We start from the raw sequence: 25799 nt of genomic DNA, 5'->3' as shown, positions 1-25799 counted from the left end.
CGGTGCTCCCGGGCAACATGATGCTCACAGCGGCGCCTGCTCCTTACGGAACACGCGCCGTACACCCGCTGCCACCCAGATCGTGGCCAGCGCCGCGTAGACGCTCAGCAGCGCGGGCCCCACTGAGCCCAGGGCCACCGAGGCGACGATGGCCAGCCCCAGCAAGCCCGTCCAGCCGTACAGGATGGCCCGCGCGCGGGCCGCGCTGGTGTGCGCGGCCTCCTGCACGGGCGTGACCAGGGCCATGACCGCCACGCCACCGGTGCCGAGCGCGTCCTGGCCGAGCGTGATCCCGAGGGCGAGCAGCGCCGCGCCGAGGGCCGGCAGGCAGCAGCACAGCAGGGCCACGCGCGACTCGGCCCCCTCGAACAGCAGGCGGGTGGCCTTGGCGCGGGCCAGTCGCAGCGTGGTCCACGACTCGGCGATCCACGCCGCCCAGTGCAGCAGCGCGATCAGGACGAAGACGATGATGACCGGCGGCACGGCGGGCAGCAGGAACACCAGCCACCACCCACCACGGAACCTGCTCTGGAACCGCGCCAGCCACCGGTAGAGCGGGTTGCGCCGCTTGAGCGCCGCCACGAGCAGCTCCCTGGCCTGGTCGAAGCCGGGGTCGAGGCGGAGCACCTCACGGAAGGCGTCGGCCGCCTCGCGCGGATCGCCGAAGGCCAGCGCCGCCCGGCCGTACACCAGGTGCGCGGTGGCGCTGTCCGGGTCCAGTCGTACGGCCTGCGCGGCGGCGGCCTTGGCCGGCTCGGCCTCGCCCAGCGCGACGAGTGCCAGCGCCAGCAGGCTCGCCGGCTCGGCGGCCTCCGGATCGATGGCCAGGCCGCGGCGTGCCGCGTCGGCCATCTCGCGCCAGTGGCCGGTCAGCATGTGGGTGCGGGACAGCAGCGTCCAGGTGGGCACGTGCTCGGGGGAGATCGCCAGCGCCGCCTGGACGGCGGCCATCGCCAGATCCGGTCGGCGTTCGCGGTAGTGCACGTGCCCGGCCACGTAGTGCGGGAACCAGTGGTCGGGCGCCAGCCGCACCGCCTCGTACGCCTCGGTGACGGCGTCGGCCGGATTTCCCTGCTCCAGGAGGGCGAGGGCGAGGAAGGAGTGCGCGGCGCTGTGCTGCGGGTTCTGCGCGAGCAGGCCGCGCAGCTCGCGCTCGGCGTCGGCCGGGCGGCGCAACTCCAGCAGCGTGCGCGCCCGCTCGATCGCGTCGGAGACCGCTACCACTTGCCCTTGCCGCCCTTGATCCAGGGCATCAGCTCGTCCCAGGCGCCGGAGTCGTTGGCGTGCATCACGTAGTTGCGCGCGGTCGCGAACCACTCGCGTACAGAGGTGGGCCGTGCGGCCTGGGCGGCGGCCAGCAGGTCGGGCGTCTCCAGCGGGATGGCGCGGCCCGCGCTGATGGACTGGTGCAGCTTGGCCTCCACCGCCCGGTCCACCACGCCCTTGAGGTCCGCGCCGACGAAGTGCTCGGTGATCCGCGCCACCGCGTCGAAGTCCATCTCCGCCAGCGGCTTGTCACGGCACAGGATGCGCAAAATGGCCGCCCTCGCGGAGGCGTCCGGCGGCGGTACGAACACCAGCTGGTCGAACCGGCCGGGACGGCGGAACGCGACGTCGATGTACCAGGGCGCGTTCGTGGCCGCCAGCACCAGGACGCCCTCGTTGGCGTTCTGGTCCACCCCGTCGAGCTCGGCCAGGAACTGGTTGACGAGCTGCCGGTTGTGCGCCTGGCGCATGTCGGAGCGGCGGGCGGCGAGGGCGTCGACCTCGTCGAAGAACAGCACGCACGGCCGGTTGCGGCGGGCCAGGTCGAACGTGGCCCGCAGGTTGCGCTCGCTGGAGCCGATGTACATATCGAGGATGTCGGCCAGCCCGACGTTCACGAACGACGCGCCGAGCTCGCCCGCGGCGGCCCTGGCCAGGTGCGTCTTGCCGCCTCCTGGAGGCCCGTACAGCAACACCCCGCCACCGGCGCGCTTGCCGAACGCGGCGAACAGCTCGGGCTGCTGGACCGGCAGCAGGAGCTTGACCCGCAGCGCCTCCTTGACCGCCTCCATGCCGGCCACGTCGGCGAACGTCGTGCCGGAGCGCTCCACCTCAGCACTCGCCCCGCCGGCCTGCGCCGGATACCCCCCGCCCGTCCCGTACGGCGCGGCAGGCTGCGCGGGCGGGCCGGCCGGTGGGGCCGGGGGCGTGGGGTTCGTGTACGGCGAAGCAGACGGCGCCGGTGTCGGACGGGGAGCCGGTGTCGGATGAGGAGCCGGTGGGGTGGCCAGCCTGGCGGCCAGGGCGGCGTCGGCGACGGACGGATCGCGGGAGACCGCCTCGTGATAGCGGTAGGCCGCGGCGGCGAGGTCACCCTCGGCGAGCAGCGCCCGCGCCGCGATGACGCCCATCGGGGGCGGATAACCGGGCGTGACCAGGAACGGTTCGAGCGCCGCCAGCGCGGCCCCGTGCGCGCTCTGCCGGACGAACGCCTCCGCCAGCCCCGTCGTGATGTTCACGTCCTTGGGGGCGAGCACCAGCGCGGCCCGGAACTCGGCCTCGGCCTCGGCCAGGTAGCCCTTGGCCAGGAGCTGGTTGGCCAGGAGCTGCCGGAGGGGCAGGTTGTCCGGGGACAGCCGGGCGGCATCGCGGAGCGGCTGGAGGCCGGCGTCGTCGAGCACGTGTCCGGTCCCTTCTGTTGCAGGATTCGGTCGGTCTCAAACCAGGCAAGGCTACCGAAACCACACGCCTTCGGGGCCGCTCCCGCCCCTGCGGAAAGCAGGTCAGGGTAATGGCGCCGAAGCGGTAGATGAAAGTGCAACGGTCATGCTGGCATGGTCGTGGCATTCCAGCCGGGCGGCGTGGCAGGATTACCAAAGGTTAGACCGTCAATTTTGCCGATATAGGAGCGCATATGCCGAATGCTCGGAGCATGGGCGATCTGACCGAAAATACCGGTAAGGATCCCCACCAGTCCGGGCCGACGGCACTGCGTATCCTCGTCGGCGCCCAACTGCGCCGAATGCGCGAGTCACAGGGCATCACCCGCGAAGCCGCGGGATACGCCATCCGGAGCTCACACTCCAAGATCAGCCGCATCGAGCTCGGCCGCAGCACCTTCAAGGCCCGCGACGTGGCCGACCTGCTCTCCCTCTACGGGGTGGTCGAGGAGGCCGAGCGCTCGGCCCTGCTCATCCTGGCCGAGCGGGCCAACGCCGTGGGCTGGTGGCACGAGTACCGGGACGCGGTGCCCGACTGGTTCGACACCTATCTGGGGCTGGAGCAGGACGCGGCGTTGATCCGCGCCTACGCGGTCCAGTTCGTGCCCGGCCTGCTGCAGACCGAGGACTACGCCCGCGCGGTCCTCGGCCGGATCCACGAGGACTCGCCGGACAACGTCGAGCCCCGGGTCGCCCTGCGGATGCGCCGCCAGCGGATTCTCACGCCCCCCACCTCGCACAGGCTGTGGCTGGTGATGGACGAGTCGGTGCTGCACCGTAAGGTCGGCGACGCCGCCGTCATGCGCGGCCAGCTCGCCCACCTCGCCGAGCTGGCCGAACAGCCGCACATCACCATCCAGCTGCTCCCGCTCGACTACGGCGGCAACGTCGGAGGCGTCGGCCCCATCACCATCCTCCGCTTCGCCGAGGCGGAGGTGAAGGACGTGGTCTACCTGGAGCAGATCGCGAGCGCCCAGTACCTCACGAAGCAGTCCGACGTCGATCCGTACCAGCAGCTGATGAACGAGCTGGGCCTGCACGCCCGCCCCGCGACCGACACCCCCGCGATCCTGCGCGAGATCATGGCCTCGCTCTAGGGCCTACGGCTTGCGTGCCACGCAGCACAGCGCGTCGACCTCGGCCGGCGAGGCGAACGGGTCGGGGTCCGGCCGCCACAGCGGGATGGACACCACGCCCGGCTCCACCTGCTCCAGCCCGTCGAAGAAGGCGCTGAACTCCGCGCGGCTGCGCAGGGTGTAGGGCGCGGGCGCGCCGTCCCCTTCGTTGAAGTCCTCCTGGGCCTGCTCCAGGGCGTCGCCGGTGACCACGTTGACACCGTCCCACATGGCCAGGTAACTGCCGGAGGGCAGGGCGTCCACCAGCCTCCCCACGATCGCGTACGGCTCCTCGTCGTCGCGCAGGTAGCCCGCGATGCCCATCAGCATCAGCGCGACCGGCCGGTCGAAGTCCAGTGTCTTGGCCGCCGCCGCGAGAATCGCCTCGGGCTCGCGCAGGTCGGCCTGGACGTAGTCGGTGGCGCCCTCGGGGGTGCCGACGAGCAGCGCGCGGGCGTGCGTCAGCACCAGGGGGTCGTTGTCCACGTAGACCACCCGCGCGTCCGGGGCCACCCGCTGGGCGAGATCGTGGGTGTTGTCCACGGTGGGCAGGCCCGTGCCGACGTCCAGGAACTGCCGGACCCCCGCCTCGCCGGCCAGATGGCGCACGATGCGGGCGAGCAGGTGCCGGGACAGGCGGGCGATGTTGACGATGTCCGGGAACGCCTCGCTGAACTGGTCGCCGGCGGCGCGGTCCACGGGATAGTGGTCTTTGCCGCCGAGCCAGTAGTTCCACATCCGTGCCGAGTGCGGCACGGTGGTGTCGATTTTGGGGGAAAGCGCCGGGTCGGGAATGGCCGATTCCTCTGTCACGAGAGCCTCTCCTGTTGTGTCGCATCCACCGTGATCAACCCAGTGTCGTGGCTTTCTGCTGACCTGTCAGCCGACCATGTGTCACCCATCGATTTTTCGTGAAAAATCAACAAAAAAGACCCTGCCTCCGCCCGGCAATGCCGGGCGGAGGCAGGGCGTCCGGTGGTCGGCCGCGTCCGGCCGTGCTGGACGGGGCGGGGTGTCCGGTGGTCAGCCGCGTCCGGTGGAGCTCGGATGGCCGGTGAGGGCGAAGAACTCGGCACGGGAGCGGGCGTCGTCCCGCAGCGTGCCCAGCAGGGTCGAGGTGACCGTCATGGCGCCCGGGGCCTGCACGCCGCGCAGGGTCATGCAGCTGTGGTCCGCCTCGATGACCACGCCGACCCCTCTGGGCGCCAGCCGGTCCTGGAGCGAGTCGGCGACCTGCTTGGTGAGGCGCTCCTGCACCTGGGGGCGGCAGGCGAAGTGCTCCACGATCCTGGCCAGCTTGGACAGGCCCACGATGCGCTCGCCCGGCAGGTAGCCCACGTGGGCGACGCCGGTGAAGGGCAACAGGTGGTGCTCGCAGATCGAGCGGACGGGGATGGCGCGGACCAGCACGAGCTCGTCGTAGCCCTCGTCGTTGGGGAAGGTCGTCAGCTCGAAGGGCCGCGCGGTGAGCATCTCGGCGTAGGCGTGCGCCATCCGGCGAGGCGTCTCACGCAGACTCTCCGCGTCGGTGTCGATGCCCAGGGCGGCCAGGAACCGCTCGGCCGCGAGCTCGGCCGCGGCCAGGTCCATCCCCTGGGCGGGGGCTTGTCGGTGTGATGTGAGGGACCGGATGGCTCCCACCTCCTATTTAGCTAATAGTTGTTAGTTATATCCGGATACGGGCGCGATGACCAGTTATTTTGTCAACCACCATGGGTGTTAAATGGAGGAGAGCCGTCCGCGACCCGACAGGAGCCCCACCATGACATTCGTGATCGCCGGCGGCGGCCTGGCCGCTGCCAAGGCCGCTGAGGCCCTGCGTGAGCAGGGTTTCGACGGCCGGCTCGTGCTGATCGGCGACGAGCCCCACCTCCCCTACGAGCGCCCGCCGCTGTCCAAGGACTACCTCCAGGGCGGCTCCGAGCGGGACAAGATCTTCGTCCACGACGCCGCCTGGTACGCCACCCACGACGTCGACCTGCGCCAGGCCACCACGGTGATCGGCGTCGACCGTGACGCGCGCCAGCTCTCCCTGTCGCGAGGCGAGCGTCTCGGCTACGACAAGCTGCTGCTGGCCACCGGCGCCAGGCCGCGCCGCCTGCCGCTGCCGGGCGCGGACCTCGACGGCGTCCTCTACCTGCGCACCGTGGACGACAGCGAGCGCCTGCGCGCCACCCTGGCCACCGTCTCCCGCGTGGTGATCATCGGCGCCGGCTGGATCGGCCTGGAGGTGGCCGCCGCGGCCCGTGCCGCCGGCGTGGCGGTGAGCGTGCTGGAGGCCGAGCGGCAGCCGCTGCTGCGCGCCCTCGGCGCCCAGATCGCCTCCGTCTTCGCCGGGCTCCACCGCGAGCACGACGTCGACCTGCGGCTCGGCGTGCGGGTCAGCGAGATCACCGGCGAGCGCGGCAAGGCCGACGGGGTCCGGCTGGCGGACGGCACGCACCTCCCGGCGGACGTCGTCATCGTCGGCATCGGCGCCGTCCCCAACACCGGCCTGGCGGTAGAAGCCGGCCTGGAGGTGGACGACGGCATCGTGGTGGACGCGGCCCTGCGCACCTCCGACCCGCACATCTTCGCCGCCGGCGACGTGGCCGGCGCCCACCACCCGGTGCTGGGCCGCCGCATCCGCGTCGAGCACTGGGCCAACGCCCTCAACCAGCCCGCCGTCGCCGCCCGCTCGATGCTCGGGCAGGAGGCCGCCTACGACAAGCTGCCCTACTTCTACACCGACCAGTACGACCTCGGGATGGAGTACATCGGCCTCGCCCTGCCCGGGAACAACGACGACGTGGTCGTCCGGGGCGATCTCGGCTCCCGCGAGTTCATCGCGTTCTGGCTCGACGGCGACCGGGTGACGGCCGGCATGAACGTCAACATCTGGGAGGTCACCGACCAGGTCGAGGCGCTGATCCGCGCCGCCGGGCCCGTCGACAGGGCCAGGCTCGCCGACCCCGGCGTCCCGCTGGATCAGGTCGGCGCCTGACGCGCACGGGGCCCGACCTCACCGTCCGGCCCCGTACGACTCGCGATGCCACAGCTCCTCGCACACCCGCTCGATGCCCGCGCCCAGGTGGCGTCTGTAGGTCGTGAACGGCAGCCCGAGCCGTTCGGCGGCGGCCTCCTGGGTGGGCACGCCCCGCAGGAACGTCGTGGTCAGGGCCCGATGGAGCTTGACCGCCCGGGGGTCCTCCCGCAGGGACTCGATCGTCCGCACGAGCAGTTCGCGCAGTGCGCTGGCCGGGTCCGGCGCGGGGTGCCTCTCGACGAGCCTGCTGCGGGCCAGCGGGCTGCCGGTCAGCGTGCCGGGGCGGTTCAGGCCGCGCAGCGCCTTGCGTACCGCGTCGCCGAACTCCTCCCGCGTCAGCACCGCCGCTTCCGGCTGCGGGGCGGGGGCGAGCTCCCGCGCGCCGGACATCAGCAGCTGGTTCTGCCGGTCCAGCCACGCCTGCGCGGGCACCAGCCGCCAGTCATGGGCGAACAGCGCGTACGGCTCGTCGCCCAGCATCGGGCGCACGGTGATGTCATGCATGTCGTGGTGCCGCATGTAGGCGCTGGAGGACTCCGGGCCGCTCACGGCCAGGTACGACCAGGCCATGCGGTCCGCGCGCAGGCAGCAGGCCACGGCCCGCCAGTGGATGAGGTCCATCACCGGGGAGTCGCCCTGCTGGTCGGGCAGCACCCAGGTGCGGCCGACGGCCACGAACTCGCCCGTGCGCGGTGGCGCGGTGGCGCGGGCGTGCGCCCAGGCCGCCGCCGTGATCGGGTCGGCCGCGAAGTCCTTCTCGTCGGACTCCTCCAGGCGCAGCCACGCGCTGAAGGCCACCGGCTCGCCGGTCTCCGTGCGCCGGTACACCCGGAAGCCGCCCGGCTGCCGTGCCAGCCAGTAGGCGACCCAGGCCGCCGACTCCTCGTTGTCCACCTGGCCCGCGAGCCGCATCAGCGCGTCGGCGTCCGCCGGCTGGAAAGGGTCCTCCTGGATCTCGCCCACGCCCTGCGAGACGGGGGAGCCCGCGCTCATCCCGTTGTGGCGGTGCAGGTGCAACAGCGCTTGGACGGCCGGCAGCACCTCCGGCTCGGCCGCGGTGCGCACCCAGGTGGCGAGGTGGTCGTGGATGCGGCCGTGCATCGCCGCGTACCCCTGCGGGTCGCGCCAGCGCAGGTCGGCCTCCAGCGCCTCGCGCACCACGTCGTGCGGGAACACCCCGCAGTCGTTCGATTCGACGAACGGCAACCGCCGCAGCCAGGCGAACAGCGGCGCGGCGTCCTCGCGCAGGGCCGCGCGCAGCAGGTCCTCCGTGGTCGTGTACGCGTGCGCGCAGACCTCCAGGGCGTGCCGGTGCGCGGGTGACGGGACCTCGCCGATCAGCTGCTCCAGCAGGGTGGTGACCACGTCCTGGGTGGGCGCCCACCGGTCGCTCGCCTGATGGTCCTTGATCGCCACGGCGGCGCCGAGCGACAGCGCGAGCGGGTGGCCGCCGGCGAAGGCGAGCAGCGGTTCGAGCAGGGCGGGCGCCACGCCACGGGCGGACAGCAGCGCCTTGGCGTCCACCGGCGCGAGATCGCGGAGCCGGATCACCGTCAGCGCCTCGGCCCACCCGGGGTCCGCCTGCCAGCGCACGTCGAGCGGGGACCGTCCGGCCACGACGACGAGCGCGCCGACCGGCACCCGAGGCAGGAACCGCTCACGCAGCCAGCCCTCCAGCCCCTGGCACCGCTCGAAGGTGTCGACCAGCAGCACCGCCCGCGCGTCGCGCAGCACCAGGCCCGCTTCGGCCTCGAACGCGGCTGGCGAGGGGTCGAGCGTGCGCCCGTCCACCATCGCCACCGGCCGCCCGCCCGCCGTCGCCTCCTCGGCAAGTCGGCGCAGCAGCGCCGACTTGCCGATTCCTCCGGTTCCGTGGACGTACAGGACGCTGGGACCGCCGTCGTGCAGGGCCGAGCGGAAGGCCGCCAGCTCCTGCTCCCGCCCGACGAAGGCGCGCGCTCGCGCGCTCCGTAAGTGGCTTTCCAGCAGCGTGAGATCCCCCGAAGACATGGGGCAACCTTAGCTTTTTGCCTGCTCAAGGCCGCGTATGACGGATGTGTACTTTTACACGTTGAGCGGCGCTTCGTGCGGATGCGGGTAGTCCGGTGACCGGTGCTGGAAGGAGAGGATGGCGGGGTTCTGGATGACGCCGTCGCGGATCTCGATGGCCTTACTGATGGTGTCGGCCTTGTCCCACGCGTGACGGCCGTCGAGCACCGTCCGCAGGTGGGGGAGCAGCGCCTCGCTGATCTCCCAGGTGGCGGAGTTCCACAGATACGACGGGCTGTGGTCCACGGCGTAGTAGTGGACGTTGTCCCCCACCTCGAACATCGGCCGGGTGAACGGCGTGGGCCGCGCCCAGCTGAAGCCCATCCCCTCGTCGCAGGACACGTCGATGATGAGAGTGCCCGGCGCGAAGGCGGCCAGATCCGGCTCGGTGACGAACATCAGCGGATGATCGGTGTCCTGCAGCACGCAGTTGACGACGATGTCGTGGTCGGCGATGAAGGCGGCCAGCGGCACCCGGCCCGCGTCGGTGAGCGCGTAACTGCGGTTGGGGTCGTCGGCCTCGTGCTCGAAACTGACGATGCGCGCGGAGTGGATCGGGGAGGCCACCGCGGCGACGTCGCGGAAGGTGAGCAGATCGACGTCGTTCACGCCGTGGGCGCTGAGGGCCGTCACCGCGCCTCGGCCGGTCGCCCCGAAGCCGATGACGACCGCCCGCAGCCGCCGCCCGTAGTCACCCGTCGTGCCGGTGAGCGCCAGCGCGTGCAGCACCGAGCTGTAGCCGGCCAGCTCGTTGTTCTTGTGAAAGACGTGCAGGTTGAAGGTGCCGTCACTCTTCCAGTGGTTCATCGCCTCGAAGGCGATCAGAGTGAGCCGGCGGTCAATCGCGAGCTGCGTCATCCGCTCGTCCTGCACGCAGTGCGGCCACCCCCACAGGATCTGCCCCTCGCGGAGCTCCTGCAGGTCCTCGGCCAGCGGCTTGGGGAGCAGGATGACGTCGCACCGCGCCACGAGCTCCTCGCGTGGCAGCAGTCCGGCGACGAGTGGCGCCAGTTGCTCGTCCGAGATGCCGAACCGCTCGCCGTAGCCGCGTTCGAGATAGATGCGCTCGCGCAGATCCGCGTCGACCCGCTCAACGTGCAGCGGGTGAATGGCGAGCCGGTGCTCGTTCTCCTTGCGTGACTTAGACACGACTCCGAGACTGAGCTGATCCATGGAATGGCTCCCTTAATAGACCCCATGTTTAGCATAGGAAATGTCGAGGGAGTCGCTGGACGGGCCGTCCGCGTGGTGCACGCGGACGGCCGTCACCTACCGAAACCGGCGGTCAGACCGCTGAGCAGCTGACGCCTGCCGACCATGTACATGACCAGGATGGGCAGCGTGGTGAGCAGGACCGAGGCGAGCACGGCCGGCACGTTCACGCTGTACTGGCCCTCGAAGGCCGCCAGGGCGAGCGGCAGGGTCCGCTTGTCCGGGCTCTGCGTCAGGATCAGCGGCAGCAGGAAGCCGTTCCAGATCGTCAACCCGTTGTAGATCGCCACCGTGACCACGGCAGGCCGGGTGAGCGGGAACGCCAGCCGCCACAACGTCCCCCACTCGGTGGCGCCGTCCAGCCGCATCGACTCGAACAGTTCCTTGGGGATGTCCCGGATGAAGTTCGACAGCACCAGCACGGACAGCGGGATGGCGAAGGCGATCGACGGCAGGATCATCCCCAGCAGGGAGTCGTACAGGTTCAGCCTGATGATGATCAGGTAGACCGGGATGATCGTCGCCTGCAGGGGGATGGCCAGGCCCATGAGGAAGAGTGAGTTCACCGACCTCAGGAACCGGCCTCTGCCACCCCGGATGATCGCGAAGGCCGCCATGAAGGAGATGGCGACTGCGGGGACGACCGCGCCGAGGGTGACGATGATGCTGTTGACGAAGTACAGCGGGAAGTCCGACTCGATGACCATGACGTAGTTGGCCAGGGTCGGCTCGGTCGGCGGCACCAGCGGGTTGGTCGCGTAGTAGTTGCTCTGCGTCTTGAAGCTGGTGATGACGATCCAGTAGATCGGCACCACGACGATCAGCAGCCAGAGCCACCCGGCCGCACCACCGAGCCAGTTCTTGTTGCTGGTCGGCCGGACGTTGCGGTGGCGTCGATGTTGTCTGGGAGCGCTCTCTCTGGGGCGCGTCGCTACGGGCGTCCCCATATCAGGCACCTTCCAACTGGCTGTCGCTGTTGTTACCGCCACCGATTCGACGCAGCAACAGCGCCAAAAGGAGGCCGACAACGACGAGGATGACGGCGATCACGCTGGCCGGGCCCATGAGGTTGGCCTGGAACCCGCGCTTGTACATGTCCAGTGCGAGCACCCGGGTCGCGTCGCCCGGTCCGCCCGCGGTCATCACGTAGATCAGGTCGAAGAAGGTCAGCGACCCGACGACCATGAGCGTGGACGACGTGATGATCGTGTACTTCAGCTGCGGCAGCGTGATGCTCCAGAACATGCGCACCCGGCCCGCGCCGTCCAGCTCCGCGGCCTCGTACATCGAGCGCGGGATCTGGCGTACGCCACCCTGGTAGAGCAGCGAGTGGAACGGGATGAACTGCCAGGACACCACGAAGATCACCACGCCGAGGGCCAGGGTCGGCTCGCCGAGCCAGTCCTGGATCAGGATCTCGATCCCCAGCCCGGCGCCGAGCCCGAAGTTCGGGTCGAGCAGCGCCTTGTAGGTGATCGCGATGGCGGCCGAGCTGAGCAGCAGGGGGATGAAGTAGACCACCGCGAGCACCGCGCGGTAGCGCTGCCGACCGGCCAGGAACACCCCGAGCAGGATGCTGAGCGGCGTCTGGAAGGCCCACGACAGAAGCATCACCAGGAACGTCACCCAGAGCGAGTGCATGAGCCCCGGGTTGTCGAGGACGGCGCGCCAGCTGTCGAGACCCGTCAGCCGGATCTCGCCGAGTCCGTCCCATGTGGTGAAGCTGAGCCACAGGACTCCGACCAGCGGGACCACGGCGAAGGCGACGAAGAACGCTAGCGCCGGCAGGGCCAGCCATCCGAGCGAGCCGCCACGGCCCTTCTTTCTGGGGGCCGTGGCGGATGTCACGAACGTGCTCACTTGCCGATGACCGCGTTCATGTTCGTGGCGAACTCCTGCGGTGTGATCGACAGCTGGAACAGCTTGGAGATGTTGTCCAGCAGCACCTCAGCGGCCGTCGGGCTGAGGGCCTGGTCCCAGGACTGGGCGAAGGTCTTGGCGTTGACCGCGATGTTGTAGACGAAGGTCAGGAATTCCTTGTCCTCGGAGGCGGCGAACTCCTTGTCGGCGCCCTTGACGATCGGCACCGCGCCGGTCGCGACCCATTCCTTGACCGACGTGTCGCTCACCAGCTCGGTGGCGAAGAACTTCTTGGCGATCTCCTTGGCCTCGGGGGTCGCCTTGGAGGAGATCGACATGTACTGGCCGGGGTTGCCGACGGTGTTGGTGGGGTCGCCCTTGCCACCCTCGATCGGGGGGAAGTTCATGTAGCCGAGGTGTCCGCCGGAGACGAAGTCGCCGCCGTCGGCCTTCATGCTGCCGTAGCACCATCCGCCGTGCAGCATCATGGCGGCCTTGCCGGTGTAGAGGAGCGCCTGGTCGGCGTTGGAGTCGGCGGTGATCGAGGAGAAGCCCTTGATGAACCCGTCGGCCTTGATCAGCTCCTGCATCTTGGTCAGGGCGTCGATGGCGACCGGGTTGTTCCAGGCGTCCTTCTCCTCGTCGAACACGGCCTGGAAGACCTCGGGGCCGCCGAGGCGGTCGAAGAGGAACTCCAGCCACATCATGTTCGTCCAGCGGGACTGCCCGCCGAGGGAGAACGGCGCGATGCCCGCGGCGTTGAACTTGGGCACCAGGGCCATGATGTCGCCCCAGCTCTCCGGCGGCTTGGCGTTGATCTTCTCGAAGGCCCGCTTGTCGTAGTAGAGGACGATGGGCTGCATCGTCTCGCAGGGCATCGCGTAGATCTTGCCGTCGATGGTGGCCGCACCGAAGGAGGAGTCGAACAGCCGGTCCTTGACCGCCTTGTTCTCCTCGAACCAGGAGGTGAGGTCCTCGACCTGGCCGGCCTGCACGTAGCTGCGCAGGCCGCCGCCGCCCCAGCCCCAGATGAGCGTGGGGGCCTGGCCGGCGCCGATCGCCGTCTTGATCTTGGTCTTGAAGGCGTCGTTCGCGAAGGTCGTGCCCTCGATGGTGCCCGTGGGGTTGGCCTTGTTGAACCGCTCCATGGCCCTGGTGCGGACGCCTTCCTGCGGCTGCACCGACAGGTACCAGTAAGTGGCGGTCGCGGCACCTGCGGCGCCGCTGCTGCTCGCTTCGGCGCCGGGCCTGCTCGGACCTGAAGTGCCGCACGCGGCGAGCGCGGCTCCCAGAGGCAGGCCCATGGAAAGGGCAAGGAAGTTGCGACGCGATGTTGTCCTGGGCTCCACGCTGATCTCCGTATTCGTATGCCGGGGGCTTTGCCGCGGCTCGCTGAACTTCGAACGGGCCGGCGGTGGATCAGCACCCCCCGATGCCGCTCGTCCACTCCTCAGTGAGCCGGCTATTGAAACATTTACGAAACAGACTGTGGCACGCCAATCTAAGTATCGGCAATTGTCGTGTCAAGACTGCAACCAAGGGTCTCGAACAGGTCTCGGGAAAACCACGTGTATGGTACTTCCGCCAGGGGGTTGTCCCGGCGATATGGTGTCGAGGAGGTTCCCCGCCCGGGTTGCTGACGGCACCGAAATATTTCGAAACCTGCGGTAAGAACCGTGCCCAAAGGAGAGCAGCACAATGACCGCTCTAGACTCGACCGCGCCGGCAGGCCGGGCGCTCGGCCCGTGGCAGGACCCTACTCTTCCTGTGGCCGCCCGGGTCGATGCTCTCCTTGCGGAGATGACCCTTGAGGAGAAGGTCGGCCAGCTCGGCAGCCGCTGGGTCGGCAACGAGATGCGCGCCGATGACAAGCCCGAGCCGGTCATCGATCCCGACGCCGGTGGCACGCAGAATGTCGCGCCCATGCAGGACGTGTTCGCGGCCTCCGGGACGGTTCCTTTCGACGAAATGGTCCGTAACGGGCTCGGCCATCTGACGCGCGTTTTCGGCAGCGCCCCCGTGACCGCGCAGGAAGGCGCCGAGGAGGTGGTCAGGCTGCAGCGCACGATCATGGAGCGGTCTCGGCTCGGCGTCCCGGCGATCGTCCACGAGGAGTGCCTCACCGGCTTCACCGCCTACCGTGCGACGGTCTACCCCGCGGCCATCGCCTGGGGCGCGACGTTCGACCCCGACCTGGTCGAGCGGATGGCCGCCGCGATCGGGCGCGACATGCGCGCCGTGGGGGCGCACCAGGGCCTGTCCCCGGTGCTCGACGTGGTGCGCGACTACCGCTGGGGCCGGGTCGAGGAGACGATGGGGGAGGACCCCCACCTCGTCTCCACGCTCGGCGCCGCCTACGTCCGCGGCCTGGAGAAGGCCGGGATCATCGCCACGCTCAAGCACTTCGCCGGCTACTCCGCCTCGCGCGCGGCCCGCAACCACGGCCCTGTTCCCATGGGCCGCCGCGAGCTGATGGACATGATCCTGCCGCCGTTCGAGGCGGCCATCACGCACGGCGGCGCCCGCTCGGTGATGAACTCCTACTCCGACGTGGACGGCGTCCCCGCCGTGGCCGACTCCTGGCTGCTCACCGACCTGCTGCGCGATGAGTGGGGATTCACCGGGACCGTCGTCTCGGACTACTGGTCGGTCCCGTTCCTCGCCTCGATGCACCGGGTCGCGGCGGACGTCGGCGAGGCGGGCGCGATGTCGCTCGCCGCGGGCCTCGACGTGGAGCTCCCCGACACCGTCGGCTTCGGCGACAGCCTGGTCGAGCGGGTGCGCCGGGGCGAGCTGCCGGAGTCCCTGGTGGACCGGGCGGCGCGCCGCCTGCTCACCCAGAAGATCGAGCTCGGCCTGCTCGACCCGGACTGGACGCCGGAAGGCTCGGTGTCCGGCGCCGCCACCGTGGACCTGGACTCGCGGGCCAACCGTGAGCTGGCCCTGGAGATGGCCGAGCGGTCCGTCATCCTGCTCGACGCCGGCGACACGCTGCCCCTGCTCGGCGAGGGGCGCACGGCCCCGCGCCGGGTCGCGGTCGTCGGCCCCTGCGCGGACGACCCGCACACCTTCATGGGCTGCTACGCCTTCCCCAACCACGTGCTGCCCCGCCACCCCGAGCTCGGGCTCGGCATCGAGGCGCCCAGCGTGCTCGACGCGCTGCGCACGGAGCTGCCGGACAGCACGATCGTGCACGAGCGCGGCTGCGACGTGCGCGACGCCGACCGCTCCGGCTTCGCCGCCGCGGTGGCCGCCGCGCGCGAGGCGGACCTGTGCGTCGCCGTCGTCGGTGACCGGGCCGGCATGTTCGGGCTGGGCACCTCCGGTGAGGGCTGCGACGCCGACGACCTGCGGCTGCCCGGCGTGCAGGCCGACCTGCTGGCCGAGCTCGCCGCCACCGGGACGCCCGTCGTCGTGGTCGTCGTCTCCGGCCGTCCGTACGCCCTGGGCGAGGTGCACGCCGAGGCCGCCGCGCTGGTCCAGGCGTTCATGCCCGGCGAGGAGGGCGGGGCGGCGATCTCCGGCGTCCTGTCCGGCCGCGTCCAGCCGGTGGGCAAGCTACCCGTGCAGATCCCCAACGGGCCTGGCGGGCAGCCGGGCACCTATCTGCAGCCGCCGCTGGGAGCCGACAGCCAGGGCATCAGCAACCTCGACCCGACCCCGCTGTTCCCCTTCGGCTACGGCGCCTCCTACACCACCTTCGAGGTCGACGACCTGCGGATCAGTGACACCGAGGTGCCCACCGACGGGGAGTTCACCGTCGCGGCGCGGGTCCGCAACACCGGTGTCCGGGCCGGCGAGGAGGTCGTGCAGCTCTACCTGCACGACGTGGTCGCCCAGGTGACCCGGCCGGTCAAGCAGCTGACCGGGTTCGCGCGGGTCCGGCTGGAGCCGGGGGAGAGCGCTGACGTGCGGTTCCACGTACACGCTGACCGGACCGCCTTCACCGGGCGCGACCTGCGGCGGATCGTCGAGCCGGGCGACGTGGAGGTGCTCGTCGGCACCTCGGCGGCGGACCTGCCGTGCCAGGGCGTCGTACGGCTGACCGGCGCGTCGCGCACCGTCGGCCATGATCGGCGGCTCATCACACCGGTGGACGTGAGCCCGGCCGCGGCCGGGCGACAGGAGGGCAGAGATGCCGGTCAGTCCTAGGCGCGCCACACTGGCGACCGTCGCCGCGTCGGCCGGGGTCTCGGTCGCGACGGTTTCCAAGGTGCTCAACGGCCGTAGTGACGTGGCGCCGGCGACCCGTTCGCTGGTGCAGTCGATGCTGCAGCGGTACGACTACGTCGCGCCGTCGCCGCGACGTGTGGAGGGCGTGGGGCTCAGCACGGTGGAGTTGCAGTTCGAACCGGGGCTCAACGGCTACTCCACCGAGATCATCCAGGGGGCGGTGGGCGCCGCCGCCGAGGTCGGCGTCGGGGTCGTGGTCAGCATCCGGGGGGATGCGGACCGCACCGCCGCGTGGGCCCGGGGCCTGATGAACGCGGGGCGGCGGGCGCTGATCGCGGTGACCAGCGAACTGACCTCCGGGCAGCTGTCCGCTCTGTCGAGGGCGCGACTGCCGCTGGTCGTGATCGACCCGCTGAACCTGCCGCGCGCCCGGATCACCAGCATCGGGGCGACCAACTTCGCCGGAGGTCTCACCGCGACCCAGCACCTGCTCTCTCTCGGTCATCGCCGGATCGCCTACGTCGGCGGTCCGGCGTCCGCCGCCTGCAATCAGGCCCGCCTGCACGGATATCGCGCCGCCATGGAGTCCGAGGGGGTGCCGGTGCTCCCCGACTATGTGCAGACGGGGAGCTTCCGCTACTACGACGGTGTGGCCGGGGGCTCGGTGCTGCTCGATCTGCCGCAGGCGCCGACAGCGATCTTCGCGGGCTGTGACGAGATCGCGCTCGGCGTCAAGGAGGCCGCCAGGGAGCGTGGCCTGCGCATTCCCGAAGACCTGAGCATCGTGGGCTTCGACGACACCCATCTCGCCCAGATGGCCTCCCCGCCGCTCACCACCATCCGCCAGCCGCTGCGCGAGATGGGCCGCGTGGCCCTGCGCACGGCGCTGCGCCTGGCCGCCGGCGAGAAGATCGACTCCCATCACGTCGAGCTCGCCACCGAGCTGGTCGTCCGCGGCTCGACCGCGCCCGCGTCACCCGGCGCCTGAGCCGCCGCCCCTGCGGCGCTGGTAGTGGCGTGCCACCCGGACCCGGTTGCCGCACAGCGCGGGTGAGCACCAGCGCCGTCTGGGATGCCCGGCCACGAACAGCATGCGGCACCGCGGCCCCTCACAGGCGCGGATCCTGCCCACGTCAGGGCCGGTGAGCAGCTCGACGGCCGCCTCCGCGAGCTGGGCGAGCAGCCTCGCCCGCTCGTCGCCGTCCCGGCGAATGACCGCGCCGAGGTCCGCTCCCAGGATCCGGTACGGCGGAGCCGCCCGGACCGCCTGGTTGACCGCTTCGATGGACTTCCCCGCAGGTGACCGGCCCTGTCGTACGGCGTCCACCGCTGCCCGTACGTGCTCGCGCAGCGCCCGGACGGCGGCGAGGTCCGTGTCGGTGAGCGGTAGGGACGGTGCGGTGAGTCGCCCTGCTTGGAGCTCCAGCCAGGGCTGAACATCGTCCAGTGCGTCGTACTCGTCGGTCAGCGTGTTGAGCAGATCCAGCGCGAGTGGCTCGCCTGTCACGAGATCCATGACTCTAATGCTACCTGGGCCGGTTGACCCGTTAGGTTTCGCGAGGCTATAACTAATGCATCCCAAGGTGTTGGAGGCATTAGAAATGAACATTCCCGAGGTACGGCACGCGTTCGTGGACGTCGACGGGGTGCGGGTCTTCTACCGGGAGACGGGACCGGCCGACGCCCTGCCGGTGTTGCTCCTGCACGGCTTCCCGTCGGGCTCACACCAGTACCGGCGGCTGATGGACGCGCTCGGCGACCGGCACCGGCTGATCGCCCCCGACTATCCGGGCTTCGGGCACACCGAGCCGCCCGCCGGCTTCACGTACACCTTCGACCGGCTGGCCGACGTGGTCGAGGGCTTCGCCGAGCGGCTCGGGCTGACGCGCTTCGTGCTGTACGCCTTCGACTTCGGCGGACCGGTGGGCTTCCGGCTGGCCACCCGGCACCCCGAGTGGATCGCCGGGCTCATCGTGCAGAACGCCAACGCCTACGACGAAGGACTCTCCGACCTGGCCAGGCAGCTGATCCCGCATCCCACCGAGGAGCTGTTCTCGCTGCCGGTGACGCGCGGCCAGTACGAAGGCGGCGTGGCCGACGTCTCGCTGATCGCGCCCGACGGCTGGACGCTGGACCAGCACTTCCTCGACCTGCCCGGCCGGAAGCGGGCCCAGCTGGCGCTGGCCGGGAACTACGGGGCCAACGTCGAGCTCTACCCCGTCTGGCAGGCGTGGCTGCGCGAGCACCGGCCCCGCACCCTGATCGTCTGGGGGCGTAACGACGCCTTCTTCCCCGAGCCGGGAGCCCGCGCCTACCTGAAGGATCTGCCGGACGCCGAGCTGCACGTGCTCGACACCGGCCACTTCGCCCTGGAGGACCGGCTCCCCGAGATCGCCCCGCTCATCGACCGCTTTCTGAGGACGCTCTCCTGACGGGAGGCGTCACGCCGGGCCGAGGCTCCAGGTGCGGAGGGACTCCTGCTCGTCGGCTCCGACGATGACCGGCAGGCCGCCGAGCTCGCTCAGGGCCAGGGTACGGATCTCGCCGCCGACGCCGGGGCCGAGGACGCCGACGATGTCTCCGTCGTCCAGGCTCCAGACCCGGACGATGACGTCGCCGCCCGCCGGGGTGTGGGCGACGGCCGCGATGGGCAGGTCGCCGATCATGCCCGTGACCAGGGCGGCGGCGCCCCGGTCGTCGGGGCTCTGGTCGCTGAAGGTCCACTTCTTCCGGCGCTTGCCGGTGGCCAGGTCGTAGACGCGCAGGGTGGCGTCCAGGTGGGTGGAGACCAGGACGGCCTTGCCCTTGATTTCGCCGCAGGCCAGCCGCTCTATGCCGCCGACGTCACCGGTGTGGAAGGAGTGCATGAGCTTGCCGGTCGACAGCCGCCACACGCGGATCTGGTTGCCGCCGGAGCCGGTGACGAGCACGTCCACCTTGCCCAGCCTGCCGAAGGTCAGGCCGTGGATGCCCTGGAAGTGGTCCCGGATCGTGGCGCCGATCTGCTTGCCGGTGGCGATGTCCCAGAGCCGTACGACGCTGTGCAGGTCGGTCATGCCGTCGTACTTCTCGGTGACCGCGACCGCCCGGCCGGCGACCGTGACGGCGCGGACGGGGTCGCTCGCCCGGTGCGTGCCCAGGCTCTTTCCTGTCACGGTCCAAAGCCGCATCCGGCCGTCGGAGTGGCCGGAGGCGACCACCGCCGTCCCGTTCAGGTCGCCCGTGGCCACCGACGTCACCGTCCCGCCGCCGTCGCCCAGCTCGGTGATCTCCGCCGAGCCCAGGTCCCAGGCGAGCACCTGCCCCTTCTCCGTCCCGCAGGCGACGGTGGCGCCCGTGGCGGTCAGCGCCGTCGCCCGGCCGCCGGTCCCGGGCAGCGAGACGGGGTCCTTGACCGGTGTGCCGAACGGCTCGGCCGCCGTCGGGGTGGGCGTGGCAGTCGGGGTGGGCGTGCCGCCGGTCGTCGTCGCGGGGGAGTCCGTCGGGGTGCCGGGCTGCCGGACCCCGCCGATCGGCTGAAGCGCCTCGCCGTCCGGCCCGAGGGTGCCGCCGGCCGGCCGGAACACGGCGAAGGCGGAGACCGCCACCGCCGCCGTGGCCGCGACACCACCGGTGATCAGGGCCCGCCGACTGACCACCCGGTCCCGCCCGGGGGCCGTCGTGCTCTCCGGCACCGGTAAGGACACGGGCCCGGCGTGAGGCGACTCCATCGGCCCCGGCCGGTGACCGTTCTGGGGCTGAACCGGCGGGCTCTGCCGCAGGTCAGGTCCGAGGGGGGCCGGTGCTCCCGGTTGCTGCCTGATCAGGCGTTGGAGGAGGTCGGCCGTGTTCGGCCGGGCGGCCGGGTCCTTGGCCAGGCACGCCTGGATCGGCTCCAGCAGGTGCGGCGGCACGCCCGTGAGATCGGGAGAGCCGCTCAGCACCGCGTGCAGGATGGCGGGCACCGTCTGACCCGCGAACGCGGGCCGCCCGGTGGCGGCGAACACCATCGTGCCCGCCCAGCTGAAAAGGTCGGACGCGGGCCCGATCCGCTCACCCCTGAACTGCTCCGGCGACATGTAGGTAGGGGTGCCGACCGGCCCCGACGCCCGCGTGGCGGCGTCGAGCGCCTTGGCGATCCCGAAGTCGATGACGATCGGGCCTTCCGGGCCGATCAGCACGTTGCCCGGCTTGAAGTCGCGGTGCACGATCCCGGCCTGGTGGATGGCGGCCAGCGCGGTCAGGGTGGAGATCGCGAGCCGGTCCAGCGCGCCGCCGGTCCGCGGCCCCGAGGCCCGGACGAGCGCTTGCAGGGTCTCGCCGGCGACGTACTCGCTCACGATGTACGGCCGGTCGTCCAGCATGCCGAAGTCCAGCACGGCGGCCGTGCAGAACGCGGCCACCCGGCGTGCCGCCTCGACCTCGCGCAGGAACCCCTTGGTGACGTCGTCGTCGTGGCTCAGGTGGCTGTGCAGCAGTTTGACGGCCACGTCGCGGCCGGTGCCGGTGACCCCGCGGTAGACCACGCCCTGCCCGCCGGAGCCGAGCACGCCGGTGAGGCGATAGCCGTTGATCCGCTCGGGATCGCCGGGCCCGAGTGGGCGAACGTCCGGCATCCCACGTCCTTTCTCGGATCTTTCAGCTTTCCACACGATAAGGGGCCGTGTGTCGGCTCTGAAAGAGGACCGTACGCCGCCAGCTGGGGGAAATCGCCCTCAGAGAGATGTTTCCTCCCCGTTGTCCCGATCTTTGTGCTGTCGTTCCCGAACTCGCCGCCGGCACCCCGAGGATCACTGCCGGAAGGAGGAGCCGGTCGCGTGCCGTTCTCCGTCCCCTGTCCTTGAAGGAGTCATCCATGCCCCGCAGATCACTGACCGTGCTGCCCGTGCTGCCCATGCTGGCGGCCACCGCCGTGGCCCTGCCGGTCCTCGCGCTGAGCAGCCCCGCCGCGGCGAGCTCGGGCACCTGTGCCGACGCGCCCGAGACGCCGGTGTCCGCCGGCGCGGTCTTCAGCGAGCCGGTCGGCGGTGACCCGGTCGCGATCGTCCGCAAGATCTGCGCCCTGGTCAAGCAGGCCCCCGCCGGCGCGCGCATCCAGGTCGCGCACTTCGTCATGTCCGGCACCGCGGGCACGGAGTTCGCCGACGAGCTCATCAAGGCGCACCGGCGCGGTGTCAAGGTGCAGGTCATCCTGGACGGCGACACGCGCGGCCGCACGGTGGCGGCGCGGCTGGCGAGCGGCCTGGGCACGGACCAGTCGGCGGGCTCCTGGCTGCACGTCTGCACCGGCCCGATGTCGGGCGGCACGGCGGCCTGCGTCGGCGACAAGGGGCAGCACAACAAGTTCTACCTGTTCTCGAAGACCGGGGACGCCTCGAACGTGGTGGTGCAGTCGTCGGCCAACCTCACCGACCTGAACTCCACGACCTACTGGAACAACGCGGTCGTCCTGCCCGGCAACAAGCGCCTCTACCAGGCCTACGAGAACTACTTCAAGGACCTGGCGGCGGAGCGGAAGAACCTCGACTACTACCGCGTGGTCAACACCGGCTCCGCGGGCGGCTCCGTACGCGCGCACTTCTTCCCCAGGGCCGGCGACAGCGCCGCCACCGATCCCGTCGTCGAGCACCTCGGCAAGGTCTCCTGCCAGGGCGGCGGCACGACCGTCCGCGTCGGGATGTCGGAGTGGGACACCTACCGCATCGCGATCCCCGAGAAGCTGCGCGACCTGGCCGCCCAGGGCTGCACGGTCAAGATCGTCTACGGCATCATGGACGACGAGGTCAAGCAGGTCCTGCGGAGCGAGCCGCGCATCGAGCTGCGCACCCTCGGCACCGGCGGCGCGCTGCCCGGCCGCGTCCACTCGAAGTACCTTCTCATCGAGGGCGGCTACGACGGGGACCGCGACGCCCGCTGGGTCTTCACGGGCAGCCACAACTACAACCTGACCTCCCTGCGCCGCAACGACGAGGCCCTCCTGCGCCTCAACGACAAGACCGTCTACCAGCAGTACGTCGCCAACTTCGACACCATGCGCGCGGCCGCCGTCCCGGTGACCTGAGCCCCTCAGGTCCTGGTGGGCTGGGCGGCCCGGGTCTCGGCGTACGACTTCAGCCGCATCAGGTCCTGCTTCATCCGGTGCGACGGGTGCGCGCCGAGCATCGCCGCGATGGCGTGCCCGACCGCGCCCGCCACCGGGTTGTACGTCAACCGCACCTGGACCCGGGTCCGGCCACCGGGCTCGGGCATCAGGCGGATCGCCCCGGTGTGGGCGACGAGCTGGCCATCGGTGGTCTTCCAGGCGATCTCCTTGCCCTCCTCGCGCTTGGTCTCCACGGCGTCGAAGCGGACCGGCACCCCCGCCGGTCCCGCGATCGTCCAGTGGGACAGGCGGCCGTCCTCGGAGCGGCGGATCTCGCGGACGTCGGGCATGAGCTCGGCGAAGACGGTGTAGTCGCTCACCAGCGGCCAGATCGCCTCGACCGGCGCCCCGATGGAGATGGCGTCGTCGATGTCCACGGCCCGCCGGCCGGCGCTGATCCCGGTGAGCCGTTTCATCGGCAGGTTCGTCGCGGCCCGCACGGCCAGCGCGGCGCCCGCGCAGCGTGCCGTCCTGCGGAGCGGCCTCGGCAGCCGCCCGGCCATGCTCCAGATCGTCGCGGCGGCGGTCCCCGCCAGCAGCCGGGTGGTCGGCGCCCAGTGCTCCTGCAGCACCCCGGGGACGGCCCGGCGCGGCCGGCCGCCCTGCAGTCGCGGCACGTCGGTGGCGTCACGGTGCACACTCCAGGACGGCTCCACCCGCCGCACGCCCGGGATGCGGCGGATCGCCCGGTGCGCGTGCTCGGTCTCCCCGGCGAGCACGTCGCCGGCCAGGGTCACCACGCCCTCGGCCACCGTGATCTCCACGGCATGCGGATGCGTGACGTGCCGGCCCAGCTCCGCGCGTACGCGCTCGTGCAGGATACGGTCGTCGGCGGACCCTCCCGTGATCCGGTAGCGCGCGCCGGCCACCACCCCGCGGCCACGGTTGCCGGCGTCGCGCGCCAGGACGCCGAGCCCGTCCTGCAGCTCGTGGGTGGCGTGCGAGGCCTGGTCGCGAAGGTGTGCCCGGCGGGTGTGCCCGCGCTGCGGATCGAGCAGGTACGCGATGGCCGCGCCCGCGCACCCGCCGGCCAGCATCAGGCCCGCGATCCGCGATCGTGACGGCCCTTCCTGTACGACCACGAGATCGGCCCAGGTGGTGCGACGCTGGTCAGCGGGCATTGCCATCAACTCCTTGCGCTTCGGACTTCACAGCGCGTCCCTACCCAGAGCCGGGCAAGTCTTTGGCCACGACGCGCCCAAGCTCCAGCAGATGCTCGCCCCGAGCCGGATCTGCACTAGTGCACACCGGCCTTTCTAGCCGCTGGACAAGGCGAAGCGAGCGGATCTTCGTACGGTGTCAACATGAAGTACCTGGAAGGGCCGTTCGCGCCCGTCAACGAGGAAGTCACCGTCTACGATCTGCCGGTCACCGGGCGCGTCCCGGCCGAGCTGAACGGCCGTTACCTGCGCAACGGCCCGAATCCGCTGAACGTCGAAGATCCCGTCGTGCACATCTGGGGGATGGGGCAGGGCATGGTGCACGGCGTGCGGCTGCGCGACGGCCGGGCCGAGTGGTATCGCAATCGCTGGGTCCGGACGGACTTCGGGCCGATGGTGCACGTGATCGAGCACGCTCGCCGTACCTTCGCGCTGCTCGAAGGGGGTGCGCCGCCCGCCGAGCTGGACGACGAGCTGAACACGGTGGGCGTCTGCGCGCTGGGCGGCACGGCCGAGGGCTTCACGGCCGGGGCGCACGCCAAGCACGATCCCCGCACCGGCACGCTGCATTCGCTGTCGTACCTGGTGGGCCGCGACTTCGTGCAGTACATCGTGATGGACCCCGAGGGCACGGTCGTTCAGACCACCGGCATCCCGGTGGCACGGACGCCGTTCATGCACGACTTCGCGCTCACCGAGAAGAACGTGGTCATCTGGGACACACCGCTGGGCTTCGACGGATTCGAGTGCCGCTGGCTGCCCGAACATCCCACCCGGGTGGGGGTCATGCCGCGCACGGGCGGTGACGTGCGCTGGCTGGACATCGACCCCGTCCATGTCAGCCACACGCTCAACGCCTACGACGACGGCGACTCGATCGTGGTCGACCTGATCACGGCCGAGGGGCCGTTCGACCCCGCCGACCCCGGAGCGATCCGTCCCGTCCTGGACCGCTGGACGATCGATGCGGACCAGGTGCGCCAGCGGCGGATCGACGACCGGCCCCAGGACTTCCCGCGCGTCAACCTGGACCGGACGACCCGCCCGCACCGGTTCGGGTACTCGGCCGCCACGGCCCTGTACGGCATGCCGTTCGCCCCGGAGGGGATGCCCGGCGACGAGGCCTTCACCAACGCGCTGGTCAAGCACGACCTGGAACGCGGTACGGCCGAGGTGCACGGGTTCGGTCGTGACGAGGCCGTCGGTGAGGCCGTGTTCGCCGCCGTGGGGGCCGGCGAGGACGACGGCTACCTCCTCACCTACGTGCACGATCCCGCCAGGGGCGCCACCGATCTGGTCATCCTGTCCGCGCAGGACTTCACCGGCGAGCCCGTCGCGCGGATCCACCTTCCGGTACGGGTGCCGCTCGGGCTGCACGGAAACTGGCTGCCGGACCTCTGACGTGCGCAGGGCGCGGTAACGGCGCGGTGATGGCAGAGTGAGCGTCGTGGACGACCCGCGCCCCCCGTATCTCCAGATCGTCGCCGACATCCAGCGGCGCATCGCCGAAGGCGAGCTGGCGCCAGGCGATCCCGTCCCCACCACCAGGGCGATCGTCGCAGAGTGGGGCGTCGCCATGGCGACCGCGACCAAGGCGCTGACCACGCTGAAGCAGACGGGCGTCATCGAGTCCGCGCCTCGGGTGGGCGCCGTGGTCGCCGGGCGGGCCCTGCCCGGCAGCGCCGCCGGCGGGCTGGAGCACGACCGCATCGTGCGGGTCGCCATGGAGATCGCGGACGCCGACGGGCTGGCCTCGCTGTCCATGCGCACGGTTGCCTCCAGGCTCGGCGTCGCGACGATGACCCTCTACCGGCACATCGACACCAAGGCCGACCTCGCCCAGCACATGGCCGACGCCGCCTTCGCCGAGATCGACCTGCCGACCCCGCCGCCCGGCTGGCGCTCCCACCTCAGGCTGGCCGCCCTTCTGCAATGGGAGGCCTATCACCGCCATCCGTGGCTGGCGCGCGTCGTCTCCCTCACCCGGCCCGTCATGCTGCCCGGCATGATGGCCTATGCCCGCTGGTCCATCCGGGCGCTCGACGGGCTCGCCATCGACCCGAGCACCCGGCTGCACATCTACTCCACGATGGTCAACTACGTGCGCGGCACGGCGGTGAACATCGAGAGCGAGGTCGCCGCGCAACGGGACACCGGGATGACCAGCAAGCAGTGGGTCGCCGCCCGCCTGCCGATCGAGGGGCGGCTGGCGGCGCAGGTGACGGACCTCGGGGTGGAGCTCGATCTGGAGTCGCTGTTCGCCTTCGGCCTCGAACGGATGCTGGACGGCCTGTCCACCGTGATACCCGCGCGGCGCTGACCACCTGACTCGTCGCTTCACTCCCGCACCTGAAACCTCATGTTCGTGCGGACGCCCCT

At 70.9% G+C, this 25799-nt stretch carries 20 protein-coding genes; 8 read left to right on the top strand and 12 right to left on the bottom strand.

The genetic code is table 11. From position 1 onward, the window contains the following. Positions 1 to 24: 24 nt before the first annotated feature. On the bottom strand, positions 25 to 1224 hold the full coding sequence (locus ACTMTF_RS18105) for a tetratricopeptide repeat protein (protein WP_441111724.1): 1200 nt from the start codon (positions 1222 to 1224) through the stop codon (positions 25 to 27). Further along, a complete protein-coding gene (locus ACTMTF_RS18100) occupies positions 1218 to 2666 on the bottom strand; it encodes an AAA family ATPase (protein ID WP_441111723.1) in 1449 nt (482 codons plus the stop codon). The genes ACTMTF_RS18105 and ACTMTF_RS18100 overlap by 7 nt, the downstream gene beginning before the upstream one ends. Before the next feature lie 251 nt (positions 2667 to 2917). Here ACTMTF_RS18100 and ACTMTF_RS18095 point away from each other — a divergent pair, with 251 nt between their 5' ends. Then, entirely contained in the window at positions 2918 to 3802 is an 885-nt protein-coding gene (locus ACTMTF_RS18095; protein WP_441111722.1) for a helix-turn-helix domain-containing protein, read from the top strand. Positions 3803 to 3805: 3 nt separating this feature from the next. Here ACTMTF_RS18095 and ACTMTF_RS18090 read toward each other — a convergent pair whose 3' ends face one another. After that, complete coding sequence (locus tag ACTMTF_RS18090) at positions 3806 to 4633, bottom strand: SAM-dependent methyltransferase (RefSeq protein WP_441111721.1); 828 nt, start codon at positions 4631 to 4633, stop codon at positions 3806 to 3808. 210 nt (positions 4634 to 4843) lie between these two features. Beyond that, on the bottom strand, positions 4844 to 5410 hold the full coding sequence (gene folE / locus ACTMTF_RS18085; protein ID WP_397007497.1) for a GTP cyclohydrolase I FolE: 567 nt from the start codon (positions 5408 to 5410) through the stop codon (positions 4844 to 4846). 172 nt (positions 5411 to 5582) lie between these two features. Between folE and ACTMTF_RS18080 the strand changes: the two genes are divergently transcribed. Continuing rightward, positions 5583 to 6803, top strand: a complete 1221-nt coding sequence (locus tag ACTMTF_RS18080) for an NAD(P)/FAD-dependent oxidoreductase (protein WP_441111720.1) — start codon at positions 5583 to 5585, stop codon at positions 6801 to 6803. An 18-nt stretch (positions 6804 to 6821) separates the two neighbouring features. Here the strand turns inward: ACTMTF_RS18080 and ACTMTF_RS18075 are convergent, their stop codons facing one another. The 5 genes from ACTMTF_RS18075 to ACTMTF_RS18055 all read right to left on the bottom strand — a co-directional run bounded on the left by ACTMTF_RS18075 (position 6822) and on the right by ACTMTF_RS18055 (position 13270). Beyond that, the gene (locus ACTMTF_RS18075) at positions 6822 to 8855 is read right to left on the bottom strand and encodes an ATP-binding protein (RefSeq protein WP_441111719.1); all 2034 of its coding nucleotides are present in this window, start codon (positions 8853 to 8855) and stop codon (positions 6822 to 6824) included. A 54-nt stretch (positions 8856 to 8909) separates the two neighbouring features. Further along, positions 8910 to 10043: a N(5)-(carboxyethyl)ornithine synthase gene (locus tag ACTMTF_RS18070; protein WP_441111718.1), complete on the bottom strand. Its 1134-nt coding sequence runs from the start codon at positions 10041 to 10043 to the stop codon at positions 8910 to 8912. A 116-nt stretch (positions 10044 to 10159) separates the two neighbouring features. Next, positions 10160 to 11053 carry a carbohydrate ABC transporter permease gene (locus ACTMTF_RS18065; protein ID WP_441111717.1) on the bottom strand — a complete coding sequence of 298 codons (894 nt, stop codon included), beginning with the start codon at positions 11051 to 11053 and terminating at the stop codon, positions 10160 to 10162. Position 11054: 1 nt separating this feature from the next. Then, positions 11055 to 11954, bottom strand: a complete 900-nt coding sequence (locus tag ACTMTF_RS18060; RefSeq protein WP_441111716.1) for a carbohydrate ABC transporter permease — start codon at positions 11952 to 11954, stop codon at positions 11055 to 11057. An 8-nt stretch (positions 11955 to 11962) separates the two neighbouring features. Further along, on the bottom strand, positions 11963 to 13270 hold the full coding sequence (locus tag ACTMTF_RS18055; protein WP_441111715.1) for an extracellular solute-binding protein: 1308 nt from the start codon (positions 13268 to 13270) through the stop codon (positions 11963 to 11965). A 394-nt stretch (positions 13271 to 13664) separates the two neighbouring features. Here ACTMTF_RS18055 and ACTMTF_RS18050 point away from each other — a divergent pair, with 394 nt between their 5' ends. Together ACTMTF_RS18050 and ACTMTF_RS18045 are read left to right on the top strand one after the other, a co-directional pair. Beyond that, positions 13665 to 16118, top strand: coding sequence for a glycoside hydrolase family 3 N-terminal domain-containing protein (locus tag ACTMTF_RS18050; RefSeq protein ID WP_441111714.1), 2454 nt, complete (start codon positions 13665 to 13667; stop codon positions 16116 to 16118). Next, a complete protein-coding gene (locus tag ACTMTF_RS18045; protein ID WP_441111713.1) occupies positions 16102 to 17127 on the top strand; it encodes a LacI family DNA-binding transcriptional regulator in 1026 nt (341 codons plus the stop codon). Before ACTMTF_RS18050 ends, ACTMTF_RS18045 begins: the two co-directional genes overlap by 17 nt. Here the strand turns inward: ACTMTF_RS18045 and ACTMTF_RS18040 are convergent. Then, positions 17113 to 17655, bottom strand: coding sequence for a CGNR zinc finger domain-containing protein (locus ACTMTF_RS18040; protein WP_441111712.1), 543 nt, complete (start codon positions 17653 to 17655; stop codon positions 17113 to 17115). The two genes, ACTMTF_RS18045 and ACTMTF_RS18040, sit on opposite strands and share 15 nt — an antisense overlap. Before the next feature lie 85 nt (positions 17656 to 17740). On the opposite strand from ACTMTF_RS18040, the gene ACTMTF_RS18035 reads away from it, so the two are divergent. Next, positions 17741 to 18571 carry an alpha/beta fold hydrolase gene (locus tag ACTMTF_RS18035; RefSeq protein WP_441111711.1) on the top strand — a complete coding sequence of 277 codons (831 nt, stop codon included), beginning with the start codon at positions 17741 to 17743 and terminating at the stop codon, positions 18569 to 18571. Positions 18572 to 18580: 9 nt separating this feature from the next. Here ACTMTF_RS18035 and ACTMTF_RS18030 read toward each other — a convergent pair whose 3' ends face one another. After that, complete coding sequence (locus tag ACTMTF_RS18030) at positions 18581 to 20734, bottom strand: WD40 repeat domain-containing serine/threonine protein kinase (protein WP_441111710.1); 2154 nt, start codon at positions 20732 to 20734, stop codon at positions 18581 to 18583. Positions 20735 to 20973: 239 nt separating this feature from the next. On the opposite strand from ACTMTF_RS18030, the gene ACTMTF_RS18025 reads away from it, so the two are divergent. Further along, entirely contained in the window at positions 20974 to 22179 is a 1206-nt protein-coding gene (locus ACTMTF_RS18025; protein WP_441111709.1) for a phospholipase D-like domain-containing protein, read from the top strand. Between the two features lie 5 nt (positions 22180 to 22184). On the opposite strand, the gene ACTMTF_RS18020 is transcribed toward ACTMTF_RS18025, so the two are convergent. Next, the gene (locus tag ACTMTF_RS18020; RefSeq protein WP_397007471.1) at positions 22185 to 23381 is read right to left on the bottom strand and encodes an SRPBCC family protein; all 1197 of its coding nucleotides are present in this window, start codon (positions 23379 to 23381) and stop codon (positions 22185 to 22187) included. Between the two features lie 183 nt (positions 23382 to 23564). On the opposite strand from ACTMTF_RS18020, the gene ACTMTF_RS18015 reads away from it, so the two are divergent. Together ACTMTF_RS18015 and ACTMTF_RS18010 are read left to right on the top strand one after the other, a co-directional pair. Then, positions 23565 to 24821 (top strand): carotenoid oxygenase family protein, encoded by a 1257-nt coding sequence (locus tag ACTMTF_RS18015; RefSeq protein ID WP_441111708.1) that lies wholly within the window; start codon positions 23565 to 23567, stop codon positions 24819 to 24821. Positions 24822 to 24867: 46 nt separating this feature from the next. Beyond that, positions 24868 to 25740, top strand: a complete 873-nt coding sequence (locus ACTMTF_RS18010; protein ID WP_441111707.1) for a GntR family transcriptional regulator — start codon at positions 24868 to 24870, stop codon at positions 25738 to 25740. Positions 25741 to 25799 lie beyond the last annotated feature (59 nt).

The sequence above is a fragment of the Nonomuraea sp. ZG12 genome, assembly GCF_052068115.1.
In the GTDB taxonomy this organism is placed as follows: Bacteria; Actinomycetota; Actinomycetes; order Streptosporangiales; family Streptosporangiaceae; genus Nonomuraea.
Note: the sequence above shows the minus strand (reverse complement) of the source record. Positions and strands in the feature narration are given on the sequence as shown.